Source organism: Rheinheimera pacifica (assembly GCF_024809855.1).
Lineage (GTDB): Bacteria > Pseudomonadota > Gammaproteobacteria > Enterobacterales > Alteromonadaceae > Alishewanella > Alishewanella pacifica_A.
Genome location: NZ_JANUEM010000016.1, coordinates 87994 through 103923, shown reverse-complemented (window position 1 = coordinate 103923; position 15930 = coordinate 87994). Strand labels below are relative to the sequence as shown.

The 15930-nt window shown below is 47.8% G+C and carries 18 protein-coding genes; 3 read left to right on the top strand and 15 right to left on the bottom strand.

Features of this window, described 5'->3' with window-relative positions; all coding sequences use genetic code 11:
* Nucleotides 1–129 precede the first annotated feature (129 nt).
* Nucleotides 130–993 (bottom strand): protease HtpX, encoded by an 864-nt coding sequence (gene htpX, locus M2404_RS17480; protein ID WP_259241030.1) that lies wholly within the window; start codon nucleotides 991–993, stop codon nucleotides 130–132.
* A gap of 143 nt (nucleotides 994–1136) precedes the next feature.
* Here htpX and pepE point away from each other — a divergent pair, with 143 nt between their 5' ends.
* A complete protein-coding gene (gene pepE / locus M2404_RS17475) occupies nucleotides 1137–1835 on the top strand; it encodes a dipeptidase PepE (protein ID WP_259241029.1) in 699 nt (232 codons plus the stop codon).
* 119 nt (nucleotides 1836–1954) lie between these two features.
* On the opposite strand, the gene bioD is transcribed toward pepE, so the two are convergent.
* From bioD to bioB, 4 genes are read right to left on the bottom strand one after another with little or no spacing between them, the layout of a single operon-like run.
* Nucleotides 1955–2641, bottom strand: a complete 687-nt coding sequence (gene bioD, locus M2404_RS17470; RefSeq protein WP_259241028.1) for a dethiobiotin synthase — start codon at nucleotides 2639–2641, stop codon at nucleotides 1955–1957.
* Entirely contained in the window at nucleotides 2631–3470 is an 840-nt protein-coding gene (locus M2404_RS17465) for a methyltransferase domain-containing protein (RefSeq protein WP_259241027.1), read from the bottom strand. The genes bioD and M2404_RS17465 overlap by 11 nt, the downstream gene beginning before the upstream one ends.
* Nucleotides 3467–4618, bottom strand: a complete 1152-nt coding sequence (locus M2404_RS17460; protein WP_259241026.1) for an aminotransferase class I/II-fold pyridoxal phosphate-dependent enzyme — start codon at nucleotides 4616–4618, stop codon at nucleotides 3467–3469. Before M2404_RS17460 ends, M2404_RS17465 begins: the two co-directional genes overlap by 4 nt.
* A gap of 2 nt (nucleotides 4619–4620) precedes the next feature.
* Complete coding sequence (gene bioB, locus M2404_RS17455) at nucleotides 4621–5661, bottom strand: biotin synthase BioB (protein ID WP_259241025.1); 1041 nt, start codon at nucleotides 5659–5661, stop codon at nucleotides 4621–4623.
* 106 nt (nucleotides 5662–5767) lie between these two features.
* Between bioB and bioA the strand changes: the two genes are divergently transcribed.
* Nucleotides 5768–7039 (top strand): adenosylmethionine--8-amino-7-oxononanoate transaminase, encoded by a 1272-nt coding sequence (gene bioA, locus M2404_RS17450; protein WP_259241024.1) that lies wholly within the window; start codon nucleotides 5768–5770, stop codon nucleotides 7037–7039.
* Between the two features lie 56 nt (nucleotides 7040–7095).
* Here the strand turns inward: bioA and M2404_RS17445 are convergent, their stop codons facing one another.
* Nucleotides 7096–7470, bottom strand: coding sequence for a hypothetical protein (locus tag M2404_RS17445; protein WP_259241023.1), 375 nt, complete (start codon nucleotides 7468–7470; stop codon nucleotides 7096–7098).
* A gap of 101 nt (nucleotides 7471–7571) precedes the next feature.
* Here M2404_RS17445 and asnS point away from each other — a divergent pair, with 101 nt between their 5' ends.
* Complete coding sequence (gene asnS, locus M2404_RS17440; protein WP_259241022.1) at nucleotides 7572–8972, top strand: asparagine--tRNA ligase; 1401 nt, start codon at nucleotides 7572–7574, stop codon at nucleotides 8970–8972.
* A gap of 92 nt (nucleotides 8973–9064) precedes the next feature.
* Here asnS and M2404_RS17435 read toward each other — a convergent pair whose 3' ends face one another.
* From M2404_RS17435 to M2404_RS17395, 9 genes are all read right to left on the bottom strand, one after another.
* Nucleotides 9065–9361, bottom strand: coding sequence for a hypothetical protein (locus M2404_RS17435; protein ID WP_259241021.1), 297 nt, complete (start codon nucleotides 9359–9361; stop codon nucleotides 9065–9067).
* Nucleotides 9362–9402: 41 nt separating this feature from the next.
* Nucleotides 9403–9672, bottom strand: coding sequence for a type II toxin-antitoxin system BrnA family antitoxin (brnA, locus tag M2404_RS17430; RefSeq protein ID WP_259241020.1), 270 nt, complete (start codon nucleotides 9670–9672; stop codon nucleotides 9403–9405).
* Between the two features lie 186 nt (nucleotides 9673–9858).
* Nucleotides 9859–10158 (bottom strand): hypothetical protein, encoded by a 300-nt coding sequence (locus M2404_RS17425; RefSeq protein WP_259241019.1) that lies wholly within the window; start codon nucleotides 10156–10158, stop codon nucleotides 9859–9861.
* Nucleotides 10159–10617: 459 nt separating this feature from the next.
* The gene (locus M2404_RS17420; protein WP_259241018.1) at nucleotides 10618–11208 is read right to left on the bottom strand and encodes a hypothetical protein; all 591 of its coding nucleotides are present in this window, start codon (nucleotides 11206–11208) and stop codon (nucleotides 10618–10620) included.
* A gap of 95 nt (nucleotides 11209–11303) precedes the next feature.
* Complete coding sequence (locus tag M2404_RS17415) at nucleotides 11304–11942, bottom strand: hypothetical protein (RefSeq protein WP_259241017.1); 639 nt, start codon at nucleotides 11940–11942, stop codon at nucleotides 11304–11306.
* A 631-nt stretch (nucleotides 11943–12573) separates the two neighbouring features.
* Nucleotides 12574–13197 (bottom strand): hypothetical protein, encoded by a 624-nt coding sequence (locus tag M2404_RS17410; protein WP_259241016.1) that lies wholly within the window; start codon nucleotides 13195–13197, stop codon nucleotides 12574–12576.
* A 319-nt stretch (nucleotides 13198–13516) separates the two neighbouring features.
* Complete coding sequence (locus M2404_RS17405; RefSeq protein WP_259241015.1) at nucleotides 13517–14014, bottom strand: GNAT family N-acetyltransferase; 498 nt, start codon at nucleotides 14012–14014, stop codon at nucleotides 13517–13519.
* A 115-nt stretch (nucleotides 14015–14129) separates the two neighbouring features.
* Nucleotides 14130–15056: an electron transfer flavoprotein subunit alpha/FixB family protein gene (locus M2404_RS17400; protein WP_259241014.1), complete on the bottom strand. Its 927-nt coding sequence runs from the start codon at nucleotides 15054–15056 to the stop codon at nucleotides 14130–14132.
* Nucleotides 15056–15805 carry an electron transfer flavoprotein subunit beta/FixA family protein gene (locus tag M2404_RS17395; protein ID WP_259241013.1) on the bottom strand — a complete coding sequence of 250 codons (750 nt, stop codon included), beginning with the start codon at nucleotides 15803–15805 and terminating at the stop codon, nucleotides 15056–15058. Before M2404_RS17395 ends, M2404_RS17400 begins: the two co-directional genes overlap by 1 nt.
* Nucleotides 15806–15930: the final 125 nt, after the last annotated feature.

Genomic DNA, 15930 nt, shown 5'->3' with positions numbered 1-15930 from the left:
TAAATATTCAGTGAAAGAGCAGATCGGAGATTTTAGAAAGAGTTCAAAAAAATCCCCCAGTAAAAACCGGGGGATTTGTGTATAAGAGACAGGCTTTAAGCCCCGTTTTGGTTTATTACCTGCAGCAGGTTAAAAACGTCCGCGCAGTGCTGCAATACGTTTTTCCAGCGGCGGGTGGCTTAAAAACAGCTCAGATTTAGCCGCACCACCGGCAATACCAAAAGCCATCATACTGCCTTCCAGACGGCTTTCGTGGTTATGCTTTAACCGCTCCAGCGCAGCAATCATTTTATTCGGCCCGCCTTCCAGCTTAGCCGCACCAGCATCGGCACGGTACTCACGCTGGCGCGAGAACCACATCACGATAATACTGGCCAGTACACCAAATACCATTTCCAGCACAATAACAGTAGCAAAATAAGCGATACCGCCGCCCTGGTTATTATTACCGTTATTGTTCAGCATGCCAGCTACCAAACGGGCAAGGAAAATAACAAAGGTGTTTACCACGCCCTGAATAAGCGTTAGCGTAACCATATCGCCGTTGGCAATGTGCGACACTTCGTGCGCCAGCACGGCTTCTACTTCGTCTTCACGCATATTGCGCAGCAAACCGGTACTTACGGCAACTAAAGCATTGTTGCGGTTCATACCGGTGGCAAAAGCATTCATTTCCGGTGAGTCGTACACGGCTACTTCCGGCATACCAATACCGGCAGCTTTCGCCTGTCGTGCTACGGTGTTCATTAACCATTGTTCGGTAGCATTGCGGGGCTGTTCAATAACCACAGCTCCGGTAGAACGTTTTGCCATCCATTTTGACATTGCCAGGGATATAAAGGAGCCGCCAAAACCAAACACTGCGGCAAATACCAGTAACCCTCCAATACTGCTGCGATCAACCCCAAGGAAACTGAATACGATATTGAGCACTATGCTCAGTACCAGAATAACCGCCAGGTTGGTGGCTAAAAATAAAACGACTCTTTTCATACTGCATTCCTCAAATGGTTTACTGCTTTGTACTATATGGGCTTGCGGGCCTTTTTCAATTTAATCAGCACGGATTATTTGTAAGAAAAGGTGTCTGCCGTAGAGCTTTTGGCTACAATGGCGGCAACATGAAGGAGTTAGCCATGCAATTACTACTACTGAGCAGTTCGCGCGCTAATAACAGCGCTTATCTGGCCCCCTATATGGCGTGGCTTACACAGCATTTAAGCGGTATAGATGAACTGCTGTTTATCCCTTACGCTGGTATCAGTATTAGCTACGATGTATATCTGGCCAACGTGCAGCAGGCACTGGCGCCACAGGGCATTAAGGTGCGCAGCATTCATCAGTTTACTGATGCGCGCCAGGCTGTAACACAAGCGCAGGCTATCGCCGTTGGTGGTGGCAACACTTTTCATCTGCTTTATCAGCTATATCAACAGGATATAGTGCAGCTTATCAAGAAACGCGTAACCGAAGGTGTACCCTATATTGGTTGGAGTGCCGGTTCGAACATTGCAGGCGCAACCATTCGCACCACTAACGATATGCCGATCATTGAACCAGCCTCGTTTAATGCACTAAACCTGCTGCCACTGCAATTAAATCCGCATTACACCGACTATAAACCGGAGGGCTTTCACGGTGAAACCCGCGATATGCGCTTAGCCGAGTTTATGCAGTTGCATCCGGCCACGCCTATTATTGCCCTACCAGAAGGCACGGCACTAAAACGCAGCGGCAACAACCTGACGTTGCTCGGTAAAGAAGGGGGTTATCTGTTTGTCGGCGGTAATAAAACGTCACTGGCAGAAAACAGCGATTTAACTGAGTTTTTGTAGTAACGCGATAATCATCAACTGCTGAGACCCAGAGGTTAGAATACCCGATCAGTCGACACAGAGTGTCTGAGCGGACGCGCAAGCGGTAGCGAGTTGCTGTGGCGAGCTTATCGGGTATTCTAACCGGCGTTGGTGCAAAGTTGTGTCGCCAGCTCTTGCGCCAACTGCTGATACTGCGCGGGTTCCGGCGCAAAAGGTATTACACCTAAACAAGGCGCAGCTATACGCTGGCGTAAGTCGGCAATATTTTGCTCCAGCAGCGCCATATCCGGTTCAATACAATTTGCTACCCAACCCAACAGCTTGCAGCCACTGCGCTCAATCTCTCGCACCGTTAGCATGGCATGGTTTAAACAGCCCAGTTTTATGCCTACCACCAGCACCACCCGTAACTGGTTATCGGCCACCCAATCGGCCAAATAGCGCTGATGGTTTATCGGCAATAACCAACCGCCTGCACCCTCAATTAATAATTGCTGTACCGGTAATTGTTGCCACTGTACCAAGGCCTCATTTAACTGCGCTTCGTCAATCGGCAACTGCTCAGTAATGGCCGCCAAATGCGGTGCCACCGGCGCCTGATAACAAACTGGATTAATCACTTTATAAAGTAACGCGATACCGGAGTGTCGTTGCAGCAGTAACGCGTCACCATTGCGACCCTGGTCGTCAGCACCTGCCGCTATTGGCTTTACGCCAACTGCTGTTGTACCCAGTGCTTTAAAGCCCTGCAGCAACAAGCTACTAACATAAGTTTTGCCGGCGTCGGTATCGGTAGCGGTAATAAAGTAGCGGTTAACTGGCATTTTTATAGCCGGTAATAATAAGCACCTGATAACTGGCCGGTAAGCCCAGCGTGGTGCGATTAAGATCATAAGCAGCCGCCAGTTGTTGCCAATAGCCCTTGCCGGTTAAGCCGCGACTTTGCCGTCCGGCAACCTGATTGGCGCCCAAAGCCTTTAACTCACGCGCCAGGCTGACAACATCGGTATAAAACAGCGGATAACACCGTTGTTCAAATTGCCAGCGAATATTACTGACAGAACCCGCCGCGGCTACCACATCGGCAGCGGGCAAAAAGTGGTTTATATGCTGCTGTTGATCCAGGCTGGCAAACGCCTGCTTTAACTCTGCCAGAGTGCCATCAACCAGGGTGGTCATCACTATCCGCCCGCCGGGGGCTAATATGCGCTCAGCTTCGGCAAATACCGCAGCTGGTTTAGGGCACCACTGCAGCATTAAGCTGGAAAACAGCTTATCAACACTTTGTGCCGGCAATGGCAATTGCCGTGCATCAGCTTGCACATAGGTTGTAGTTAAGGGTGTAGCTATATGGCTAGCTAGTTGCTGGCTGGCGGCTTTAGCCAGCATACCGGCACTTAAGTCTGCCGCAGTAAACTGATTGCAATAGGCAGCAAAGCGCGGATGGATCCAGCCCGGGCCACAGCCTAAATCAAGCAAATGCCCCTGTTTGTCGGCAGGCAGCAATGTCAGCGCATCCAATGCCACCTGCTGCTGTAAACGGGCTGCCGGTAAATAACTGTCGCAGGCTTTACCAAAACTGTGTGCCACCTGACGGATAAACTCCGGCGCAGCGATAGCCGCTGTCAAAGTAGCTGTCATAGTACCGGTCATCGCACCTGCCTTAATTGTTGCGTCAATAGCGTAATATCTTCTGTCGTATGTGCCGCACTTAGTGTAATACGTAAACGGGCACTGCCCTGCGGCACGGTTGGCGGGCGAATGGCACTAAGCCAGATACCCTGTTGTTTTAATTGCTGGCTAACAGCTAAGGCACGCTCGCTGCTACCCAATACCAGGCCCTGAATAGGACTTTGCGAGTTAAGCAAAGGCAGATCGGCGCCCAGGCGACGAAACAAGGCGATGTTGCTCTGTAGTTTGTCGCGCCGCCAGTTGTCAGCCCGGCACAGCTCAATGCTTGTTAGTACGGCAGCGCAAAGTGGCGGTGGCAAGGCTGTGCTGTAAACATAATGGCGGCCGAACTGTTCGATATAATCGATCACCGTTTTACTGCCACCAACAAAAGCACCGCCAAGCCCCAATGCTTTACCAAAGTTAGCCATGGTGCAAAACAACTCGCTCTGTGCAATACCCTGTGCAGCGGCAGTGCCTTTGCCCTCTGGCCCTTGCACACCCAAACCATGGGCATCATCCAGCAATAACGGCGCACCATAGCTGTGGCACAACGCCAACATGGCTGCTAAGTCGGGGCTATCGCCGTCCATACTGAACACACCTTCAGTTACCACCATCGGCTGGGGTTGTTGCGCCAGCAATTGCTGCAATGCTGATAAGTCGTTATGGGCAAAACGTTTAAAACCGGCTTCACTGTGTAGCGCAGCATCAATTAATGAAGCGTGGCTAAGCTTATCCAGCAGCAGGGTGTCACTTTTGCTGCTTAACGTCAGCAGCATGGCCTGGTTGGCGGTAAAACCGGAAGAGAACAGCAATACCCGCTCTACCCCCAGCCAATCGGCCAGGTTGTCGCTAAGCTGCTGATGCACCGCATGCTGGCCGGTAACCAGTGGTGAACCGCTACTACCAGCACCAAACTGTGCCGCGCCATCGGCAAAAGCTTGCAACACCTGCGGCGCGGTTGCCAGGCCAAGATAATCATTGCCGGAAAAATTAAGGTAACTTTTTCCGGCCACAACCAGCACCCTGCCGTCGTAGCGTTCAAGTGTTACCGGGCTGCGCAGCAGCTGTTGAGCTGCGCGCTGCTCAAGTGCCTGGCTTAACTGCGCCAGCTTAGCCTGTGGCATACTTACTGCGCCGCGTGAAACAGCGGCGGGTTAGCCTGTTCTTTTATCGCGTCGGCCAGTGCCAGTTCATGCGCTTCATCAGACACACCGTGGCGCTGCTCCGGCGTAATGCCCAGTTTGGCAAATAGCTGCATGTCGGCATCAGCTTCCGGGTTGTCGGTTGTCAGCAGTTTATCGCCGTAGAAAATAGAATTAGCCCCGGCAAAGAAACACAGCGCCTGCATTTGCTCGTTCATGCGTGAGCGGCCAGCCGATAAGCGCACATGGCTTTGCGGCAACATGATACGCGCCACCGCAATAGTGCGGATAAACTCAAAGGCATCTAAATCGTCAACATTTTCCAGCGGTGTACCGGCTACTTTTACCAGCATATTAATTGGCACACTTTCCGGGTGCTCCGGCAAATTAGCCAGTTGCATTAACAGCGCTGAACGATCGTTAGCGCTTTCGCCCATACCCAGAATACCGCCGCAGCATACTTTCATACCGGCATCGCGCACATGGCTTAAAGTGTCTAAACGGTCCTGATAAGTACGGGTGGTGATAATTTCACCGTAAAACTCTGGCGAGGTATCCAGGTTGTGATTGTAGTAATCCAGCCCGGCACCGGCCAGGGTTTTCGCCTGCTCACCGGTTAACATGCCCAGTGTCATACAGGTTTCCAGCCCCATAGCTTTTACGCCCTGTACCATTTCAATAATGTATGGCATATCGCGCTGTTTCGGGTTAGTCCAGGCGGCGCCCATACAAAAGCGGCTGGCGCCTTTGTCTTTGGCGGCCCTGGCCTGGGTTAATACTTTTTCTACCTCCAGCAGGCGCTCGCGCTCCAGCCCGGTATTGTAGTGGCCGCTTTGCGGGCAATATTTGCAGTCTTCGGCGCATGCGCCGGTTTTAATCGATAACAAGGTGCTTACCTGCACTTCGTTGGGTTTAAAGTGTTGCCGGTGTACCGTTTGCGCCTGAAACAATAAATCATTAAACGGCAGCGCATAAAGTGCATTGACCTGCGCGAGGGTCCAGTTGTGGCGTACAACAGCCTGCATAAAAATCCCTGTTTAAATTGAGGTTAAAAGTGTTTTCGGCTAGTCTAACCGCCACCTCTGCGTTGTCAACGCTGACCAGAATCACAACTTTACTACAGGTTAAATAATGAGCATTGATTTAGCTTTTGATCGCAGCCATATCTGGCACCCCTACACCTCGATGCAAAACCCGCTGCCGGTGTATCCGGTGGTGGCGGCTGAAGGCTGTGAACTGGTGCTGGAAAATGGTCAGCGGTTAATCGATGGCACCGCATCCTGGTGGTCGGCGGTGCATGGTTACAACCATCCTGCCCTTAACGCTGCAGTTACAGAGCAACTAGATAAAATGGCGCATGTGATGTTTGGCGGCATTACCCATCAACCAGCAGTTGCTTTATGTAAACAACTGCTGAGTATGGTGCCGCAAAATTTAACCAAGGTGTTTTTGGCCGACAGCGGCTCTATCGCGGTAGAAGTGGCGATAAAAATGGCGCTGCAGTATTGGCTGGCAAGCGCCACACCGCAAAAGCAAAAACTGATTAGCCTGCGTAAGGGCTATCACGGCGATACCTTCGCCGCCATGGCAGTGTGTGATCCGGTAGATGGTATGCATGATATGTTTGCCGCCTTGCTGCCACAGCATTATTTTTTACCGGCGCCGCAAAGCCGGTTTGATGGTAACTTTTTACACAGTGATATAACCCCGTTGGAACAAATGCTGGCAGAAAAACACCACGAAATTGCCGCGCTGATTTTAGAACCTATAGTGCAGGGTTACGGCGGCATGCGCTTTTATCACCCGGAATATTTACGCCACGCCCGCGCCTTGTGCGATAAATACCAGGTACTGCTGATTGCCGATGAAATTGCCACCGGCTTTGGCCGTAGCGGCAAACTGTTTGCCTGCGAACATGCCGCTATTCAGCCGGATATTATGTGTGTGGGTAAAGCGCTTAGCGGTGGTTATATTACGCTGGCAGCCACACTGTGTACCGATGAAGTAGCACGCGGCATTAGCTTAAGCCAGGCCGGTGGCTTAATGCACGGCCCTACGTTTATGGCCAACCCGCTGGCCTGCGCCGTTGCAAGTGCCAGTTTAGCGCTGATTGCCAAGGGCGACTGGCAGGCGCAGGTAGCCGCAATTGAAGCACAATTACAGCAGGAGCTGGCTGCCTGCCGTTACTCGCCGCTGGTAAAAGATGTGCGGGTATTGGGCGCTATAGGTGTGCTGGAAATGCATAACAAGGTAGATGTTGCCGCCCTGCAGCAGCAGTTTGTTGAACTGGGGGTGTGGATCCGGCCGTTTAATAACCTGATCTACGTTATGCCGCCGTTTATTATCCGCCCAGATCAGCTAAGCCAGCTGACTGCAGCCATGCGCAAGGTAAGCGGAGTATAAAGTGGCCAATGCTCACAACTTACAACTCAAACCTTAAAACTTAGACCTGCCAATACTCATACTTGCCAATAGAGGTACAGCAGCAAGCCAATGCTGCTAAGCAGCAATATAATAATATTAAAATGCAGGTGATCACCGCGGCGGCGCAAACGCAGCCGGTTAAGTAGTAAACTCAAACCGCTGAAAAAGGCGACTGCCCACAGCAGATACTGCAAATATACCGTTAAGCTGGGGTGCCAGTCGCTACGAATTTCAATACCCCAATAACGCACTAAACCGGTATCCAGCTCCGGGCTGGCATAATGCGCCACCACCAAACCAGCAATAAACAATATCCAACCGGTTATCGCCAGCCAGCCTAAAGCCCGGCACAGTATATCCGGCCCATGGCGGCGCTCATATTTTTCTGGCTTTTCCTGCTCTGTGATCAATTTTAAAGTCCTGATAACTTTTACTTGTGTTGTGCGTTTGGCTCAGTATCATTACAGGCTTTACGCAGTTTGCTAAGTTTACACCCTCTGGAGTTTGATGCATGACGCATGCCGTTATTAAAGATGTTTTAGCTGGTCGCTATGCCGTTGGTGACTCTATCACCGTTAAAGGCTGGATCCGTACCCGTCGCGATTCAAAAGCAGGTATTTCCTTTTTAGCTATTCATGATGGCAGCTGCTTTGATGCGGTACAGGCCGTAGCCCCTTCAGACTTACCCAATTACGAAGCTGAAGTAAAACGCCTGACAACGTCATGCTCTGTAGCCGTTACCGGCACTGTGGCACGTTCTGAAGGCCAGGGCCAGGCATTTGAACTGCAAGCTGCTGCCGTTGAAGTATTAGGCTGGGTAGAAAACCCGGACACCTACCCTATGGCACCCAAGCGCCACAGCATGGAATACCTGCGTGAACACGCCCACCTGCGTGCCCGCACCAATATTATGGGTGCCGTTACCCGTGTGCGGCATTGTTTAGCCCAGGCGGTACACCGCTTTTTCCATGAACAGGGTTATTACTGGATCAGCACGCCAATTATTACCGGCTCAGACGCTGAAGGCGCCGGTGAAATGTTCCGCATCAGTACGCTGGATCTGGAAAACCTGCCGCGTACCGACAAAGGTAATATTGATTACAGTAAAGATTTCTTCGGTAAGGAAACCTTTTTAACCGTATCCGGCCAGTTAAACGGCGAAACCTATGCCTGCGCCATGTCAAAAATTTACACCTTTGGCCCAACCTTCCGTGCTGAAAACTCCAACACCAGCCGCCATTTAGCGGAATTCTGGATGATTGAGCCGGAAGTAGCTTTTGCTGAGCTTAAAGACATCGCTCAACTGGCAGAAGATATGCTGAAGTACGTATGTAAAGCGGTACTGACCGAGCGCGCCGATGATATGGCATTTTTCGCCGAGCGTATCGACCCGACAGCCGTAACCCGCTTACAGCAGTTAGTTGATTCATCTTTTGTGCGGATGGATTACACCGACGCTATCGAAATTTTAAAAACCTGCGGTAAGAAGTTCGAATACCCTGTGGAATGGGGTGTCGATTTGCAATCTGAGCACGAGCGCTACCTGGCTGAAGAGCACATCGGCGCGCCGATCATTATGCAAAACTACCCGAAAGACATTAAAGCCTTTTATATGCGCTTAAATGCCGACGGCAAAACCGTAGCAGCAATGGACGTATTGGCACCCGGCATCGGTGAAATTATCGGTGGCAGCCAGCGTGAAGAGCGCTTGGAAGAGTTTGATAAGCGTTTGGCTGAAATGGGCCTGGATAAAGAAGACTACAGCTGGTACCGCGACCTGCGCCGCTACGGCACAGTACCACACGCCGGTTTTGGTTTAGGCTTTGAGCGTTTAGTATCTTACGTTACCGGTGTAGGTAACGTGCGCGACGTTATCGCCTTCCCGCGTACACCGGGCAACGCTGAGTTTTAATAACTCCCGCAATACACAACATGCAAAAAGGCGCTTTAACCAGCGCCTTTTTTATTGCCCCAAGCAAAGGTTATTCGGTTAGCTACTTTTGTTTAACCATATAAAACAGAGACTACTTTTTCTTGCGGGCTAAATTCTATATCGCAGCTAAGCAAGTGAAAATGCAGTGCGCTGCTGTGAATAATGCGTTTACCCTGCTGCAGGTTTTCCACTTTGTATTCCGATAAATTAACCGTGTCTAATTGCCGGATTACACTTGCGTAAGCAGTGCCTTTACTAAAATTGCCGCAAAGGTAATAAATTTCTTTTCGGGCTTCGTTCGCGAAAAAAGCGAAAACCAATAAGCCTAAGATGCTGATTGCGGCAGCAATAAATTTTAGTTTAAGCATAATCCTGCTGTTGATCCGATGATGTTTCTATAGCGCTAAGCTTATAGTGTGCCGCTGGCGGTGTCATTTTTCAGCAGTTTGTTAGCGGCTTCAGCACGCAAACGCTCAACCAGCCAAACTTTAATAATGGATTGGCGAGTAACCCCTATTCGGGCAGCTTCACGGTCGAGCGAGTCAACTACCCAAGCAGGAAAATCAACGTTAATGCGCTTTGCTTCCTGATTTACCCGGCGTGCCGTCGTGATATCAAGGTCATCAATGATGTCTTCTGCGCTCTCATCGAATTTTGTGTCAAACTCTTTAGCTTTCATACAACTCTACCTCACTCTTACACGAACGCCTTAGTTGTGGAACTCTAAATGATTAGAGTCAGATAAAAAACACAATGTATTCCACTTGGAAAATTCAGAATTTCTTGGCATAAACTGGATTGCACAACCGTAAGCATAATTCGATTTCTCATTGTTTTTTTACATCTGACTATTGTTTAGAGTACGTTACGCTCCTTCGAGGCTAGAAAATGATGCATCACTAACTACCACGCCGTTCCCGTAGCGCAGGCCACCACCTTCTGGAAACTTCACCCTAAGATCTTCAATAGGCAGCATACCTTTCATCACAATGATTCGATCTGGACTCTTGTAGTTCTCTAAATAGATACCATCCAGTTCAAGACCGTGCTCAGAACGCAAGTATTCAACCAAAGGTAGGATGTCCTTTGGCATGTACTTGTTGACATACTCGTCCAGTACACGGCCAAATCTGTAGTTACTTGATATAACTCGGTAATAGGTCATTATTACGCCCCACACATAATGACGCTCCCCACGAGATGCAGCTGACCTCAGGGAACTTGGGTTAGCTTTGCAGCCAGAACCATATTCTATTTGATGAAGATACAATACTGGAAGTCAGGATAATTAACAATAGAATAACTTTTATAGACTTAGATACGGACAAAGACTTCTTTGAAATGACTTACATTGAATGAAACTAACTGGCTTAAAGTCTAACGCCCCGAATAGCGCCAAGTATTTTCAAACACAGGAAGATAACACGCCTCCACCAGATAATCCCACCACTGCTGGGTTGTTTAATTTTCTGCTCGAAGACAAACGTTGCGGCCAAGAGAGAAGAGGAATCTAAGAGAATATTGCTGCATACAGATATTGCATAATGCCCCAGCACGCGCGGCTTTTTCGTAGAAGCGAAACTGTAACTAAGAAGAAGTCGCCATGCCTAGCCGTATTAAAAAATTAGCGGCTACCATTGTAGGTTACGGGTTCCTTGTTGAGGCCAATATCGGCTCTCATAGCATTCGTCAAACATAACGCAGAATTTCTGACGGTTTTCCAACTAGTTTGTTCGCCTTCATAAATCAAAGCGAGCAAGAGATCTATAAATTCATCATTTGCATCCATTACAGACTGTGGAGCCAGCATCGCAAGATATCCGTAGATCCGCAGCCTGTCGTTTTCAAACGCCTCTTTCTCTTCAATGGACAAATCGCCCCTCTCTCCGATAACCAAAAGCTCAACCTTGGCCAAAATGGGAACAATCGTATCGAGTGCACCACGATAGATCGCCAGCTTATCGTTGTGTTCGCGTAAATATGCCTGCTTGAAAATTTCAAAGTCACTTGATATTTCAGTCAATTGCTTATCATTCTGAGCTTTTAATGAAGCCCGTAAAGCTTCTAAATCCCTCTCATGCTTGTGGCGCTCGTTATCCATCAATCTGGTAGCCCAAACCTTTCCGAGCCAACTGGAGAGTCCAACAACAATTACACCCGCGCCACCGAGCGATCCCAAAATTGCAGCCGATATTCGAAAATAATACTCCATCATTTCCCCTAATTTTTAACGCCCCAAATTGGCACGGAAAGTCGCACAGAAGATTGACGTCGCAGCCTGCGCTTGTTGTTGGCGATAAAATTTAATTTTTAGCATAAAACTGGCTTTTTGATAGCTTTTTTGATACGAAATACGACTAATAGTAGTGATGTACTTGAGTCGAAACCGTAAGCTCCTGCATCCATGACTTTATATCTACAACTTACATTTACAGCATCGCCAAGTTGCTCTACTAAAAATTCTAGGCGTGTATCCAGCAATTGATCGACATCGTAACTTCTGGCTGTTGAGCCTAATCTGCTGATCGCAGCAATATAGCCAGTTTCAAGACGCTTTGATTGGTGACCTTCTGCTGCTAATGCTTTTAGCCTTTTTGACTCTTTGAGTAACTGTCGTTTACTTAATGAGCGCTTTACTTCGATGATATGCCTCAGCTTTCTTGATCCTATACTGATAATTGCGATATAAAATTTTCCATTTATTCTTAGCTCTTGTGGGCTTAGGTATTGACTCAGACCAAACCCATTTAAAGCTTCTTTAACCGGCATTTCAAGTCGATAACCAAGTGTCGGAAATTTATTTGAAAGCTCATTCGCAATGATTACATTTAAAAAATACTCTGGCATTCTTCGAATATGAACACCTGATTTTTCAAAAGCATCACTAGATGCCTTCTCCATAGCGTCGATAATAGCATCTTGAAGTTGTATTTTTGTGGCTCGAGTCAAGCATTAATCTCCGAAAATTACTAGCATCAAATAAACATTATTTTTTTCGGCCTTTTATTTTTATCTGACTCCACCTATTTGAGAAAATAACGTCGAAATTATCAGGGCGTATTATGCGTTGGCTGAACTTCCTTATCAGCTGATGCTTCGCCATGCAAGTAAGCGCGCAATATGTACATAATTAGCACGCCTGAAATCAGGCATGATGCATATATTACTGCTCTCAGTCCGTAAACGGGGTTAGATAATAGATTCTGGCTAAATTCAACAATTACACCATCGATCTTTGTAAGTAGGTAGCCAGACAAAAACGCCGATATAACTGCAGCATACTTTGTGAAAGCTTTTGACTCACTAGCATCTACGGGCGATGATAAAATACCAATCATCCATCCGCACAACACCCCAAAGACACCGATTATCGGTGTAACCAAAATCCATTATCGCCAATATTTCGGTGTGTGTAATAAGTTCCGAAGGCCATTAGAACATACATAGTGTTAATTACAGCAATCGACAACAACGCATTTAATCTATTCATGATTAACTGCCTCCCGTTAACGCTCATAGCACAGGCCGAACTCCACGGCAATTGAGGTCCAGCTGCAGCAGTCGCAGACTGTGACGCTTGTTATGCATACTTACTCTCAAAATCAGCGACTTTAATAAATGTATATTGTTCAATAAAAATCGCTAACTGCCCAGGATGCGAGAACGTATTTTTGAATGACTCCTGCTCATCTGCAGTCACCCTGGTGATCTTCACAGTGTACTGATTACAATCTTTCGTAATCTGAACTTTTGCTCTTGCCAGCCCAACCTGCTTTTCTAATTCCAGCTCTGGAACTTTGTCCATCAAAGCACTGATAATATTTCCTTTAGTATTTTCTTCGGTATTTATCCAAAAGCTTTGTTCAGCCTTGCTGTACTGGTATAAAGCAAAAATCATTGGGATAGAAAAAACTGATCCGAATATCGCATCTATTAACGCATGTTCTATACTGGAAAAGACTCCTACGGTGAGCATAAGTGCAGTTCCAAAACAAATTAAGTAAAAAAATCTCCGCCAGATGACTGCCGTCCATACTCGCTTTTCAAAAATATAACCAAACAAACCAATCAGGTAGATTATTGAAAAAACAGAGCTAAATATATTTAATATAGAAAAGGCATTATTTGATATCAAATAGTATGCGCTTAATAATATTATAGCCATGTTCAGAGCGGCATAAACCAGCCAAAACACCTTTTTCAATGTTTACTCCTATTTTATTTTTAAGCATGCCCAATTTTCATACTCACACACAGGAAGCAATAATTTATTGAGAAATAAACGTGCGCTATATTTCTGCTTCTTGCAGGTGTAAGCAGTTAACTTAGCTAAAGCATTTAGAATTCGCAATATATATGTGCCGTGCAAACGGAATATATCACCTATTTTGGCTGTGCTGATAAAGATAGCTGAGCAGTTATGCGCAATGACGTACTGTATTGCAGGCAGTAAAAAGCCGGGCGCTGTGTTAACAGCCCGGCGGTTAGTTTGGTGTGAGTCAGCTTAGATATAGTATAAATGTTTAAACAGAACCGGTATTGATACGCGCCATACATAACGCATTGACATAATTACCGTATTGAAAAGCAAAATCGGTTAGCTCTGCCTCTACTTCAAAACCAAAGCGTTCGTATAACGCTATTGCTGCTTCATTGCTAGTGTAAACAGTAAGCTCCATACGGCGGATATTCAGCCAGTTGTCGGCCATTTCTAACGCCGAGCGCAATAGCGCCGAGCCAATACCCTGCCCCTGATATTCTTCCGACACGCCCATACCAAGCTCGGCCACATGGCGGCGGCGTGGGTTCTGGCACACCTGTAACCCAAGCTGACCTATTACTTTGTCTTCTACCTCAGCTACCAGGTTATAAAAACCGGCGCCTGCGGTATATAGCTTTTGCCAGTTTGCCACCGGCTGATAAGGCAACTGCAGCGTATTGGCATACACAGTAGGTTGGTCATAAATAGCTTTAATAGCGTCAATGTCAGCGGGTTCAGCATGACGGATCACAGCGGGCATAATGGCGTCCTTCACAATATACAGGCAATTATCTTAAGGGGGTTTAGTTGCAATCAACAAGGGCTAAAATGCAAAAAGCCAGCAAGATGCTGGCTTTATCGCACACTTGCTAGCTTCAGAGTTGCTGTTCGAGCTCTGGCAGTACGGTAAATAAGTCGGCTACCAGGCCGTAATCCGCAATTTGGAAGATTGGCGCTTCGGCGTCTTTGTTAATTGCTACGATAACTTTAGAGTCTTTCATACCGGCAAGGTGTTGAATAGCACCGGAAATACCTACTGCGATATACAGCTCTGGCGCTACAATTTTACCGGTTTGGCCAACCTGCATATCGTTTGGTACAAAGCCCGCATCTACCGCTGCGCGCGAGGCGCCAATGGCGGCACCTAACTTATCAGCAATGCCATTTAGCAACGCAAAGTTTTCGCCATTTTGCATACCACGGCCACCAGAGATCACCACCCGGGCGGCTGTTAACTCAGGACGCTCAGATTTAGTCAGCTCTTGTGCCACAAAGCGCGATATACCGGCATCATGCACAGCCGTTAAGTTTTCTACCGGGGCGTTGTTGCCGGTTTTGGCTTCGCCAAATGCTGCCGGGCGTACAGTAAGCACTTTAATCGCATCAGCAGATTTTACCGTTGCAATGGCGTTACCAGCATAAATTGGCCTGACAAAGGTATCAGCGCTTTCAATGGCGATAACATCAGAAATTTGTGCTACATCCAGCATAGCCGCTACCCGTGGCAGAAAGTTTTTGCCGGTGGTGGTCGCCGCAGCCAGAATATGGCTGTAGCCTTTACCCAGCTCAGTGACCAAAGCGGCAATATTTTCTGCCAGCTGATGCTCGTATGCAGCGTTATCAGCATGCAGTACCTTTGTTACACCAGCTATCGCCGCCGCTTCGGTTGCCGCTGCGGCACTGTTAAAACCGGCTACCAGCACGGTAATGTCACCACCAATAGCAGTGGCAGCCTGCACCACTTTAAGGGTTTCGCTCTTCAGGCTTTGGTTGTTATGCTCTGCAATAATTAAAATAGCCATCAGATCACCTTCGCTTCATGCTTTAACTTATCTACCAGCTCTGCTACTGATTCCACCTTGATACCGCCCTGACGGGTTGCCGGCGGCACCACTTTTAGCAGCGTAACATTAGAGCTTAAACTGACACCAAAGCTGTCGGCGGCTTTAACATCCAGTGGCTTTTTCTTTGCCTTCATAATATTAGGCAATGATGCATAGCGCGGCTCGTTTAAGCGTAGGTCGGTTGACACTACCGCAGGCAGTGGCAGTTCTACCGTTTGTAAGCCACCGTCTATTTCACGGGTAACCTGCACTTTGCCATCAGCCAGTTGTACTTTAGAAGCAAAAGTACCCTGCCCCATACCGGTTAATGCCGCCAGCATCTGGCCGGTTTGGTTGTTGTCGGAATCAATCGCCTGCTTGCCTAAAATAACCAGGCCTGGCTGCTCATCGGCTACCACTTTGGCCAGCAATTTTGCCACCTGTAATGAATCCAGATTTTGATCTGTTTCAATGTGCAGCGCACGATCTGCACCTAATGCCAACGCAGTACGCAGTTGCTCTTGCACCGCGCTGCTGCCAATAGACACAACAACAATTTCTGTTGCGCTACCGGCTTCTTTTAGCCGCACTGCTTCTTCTACCGCAATTTCACAAAAGGGGTTTAACGCCATTTTCACGTTGGCCAGATCAACACCTGATTGGTCAGCCTTTACCCGTACTTTTACGTTGTAGTCTATTACCCGTTTCACCGGCACCAGTATTTTCATATATTCCTCATTCTTTTCCTGCAACAGACAAACCGTTTTGCTACAGGTTTACGTTAAGGTAAAGCTAGCACGCTTTGGATTGCCACAATCTACTTACTGTTGACGTTAACGTCAACCTGCAATAC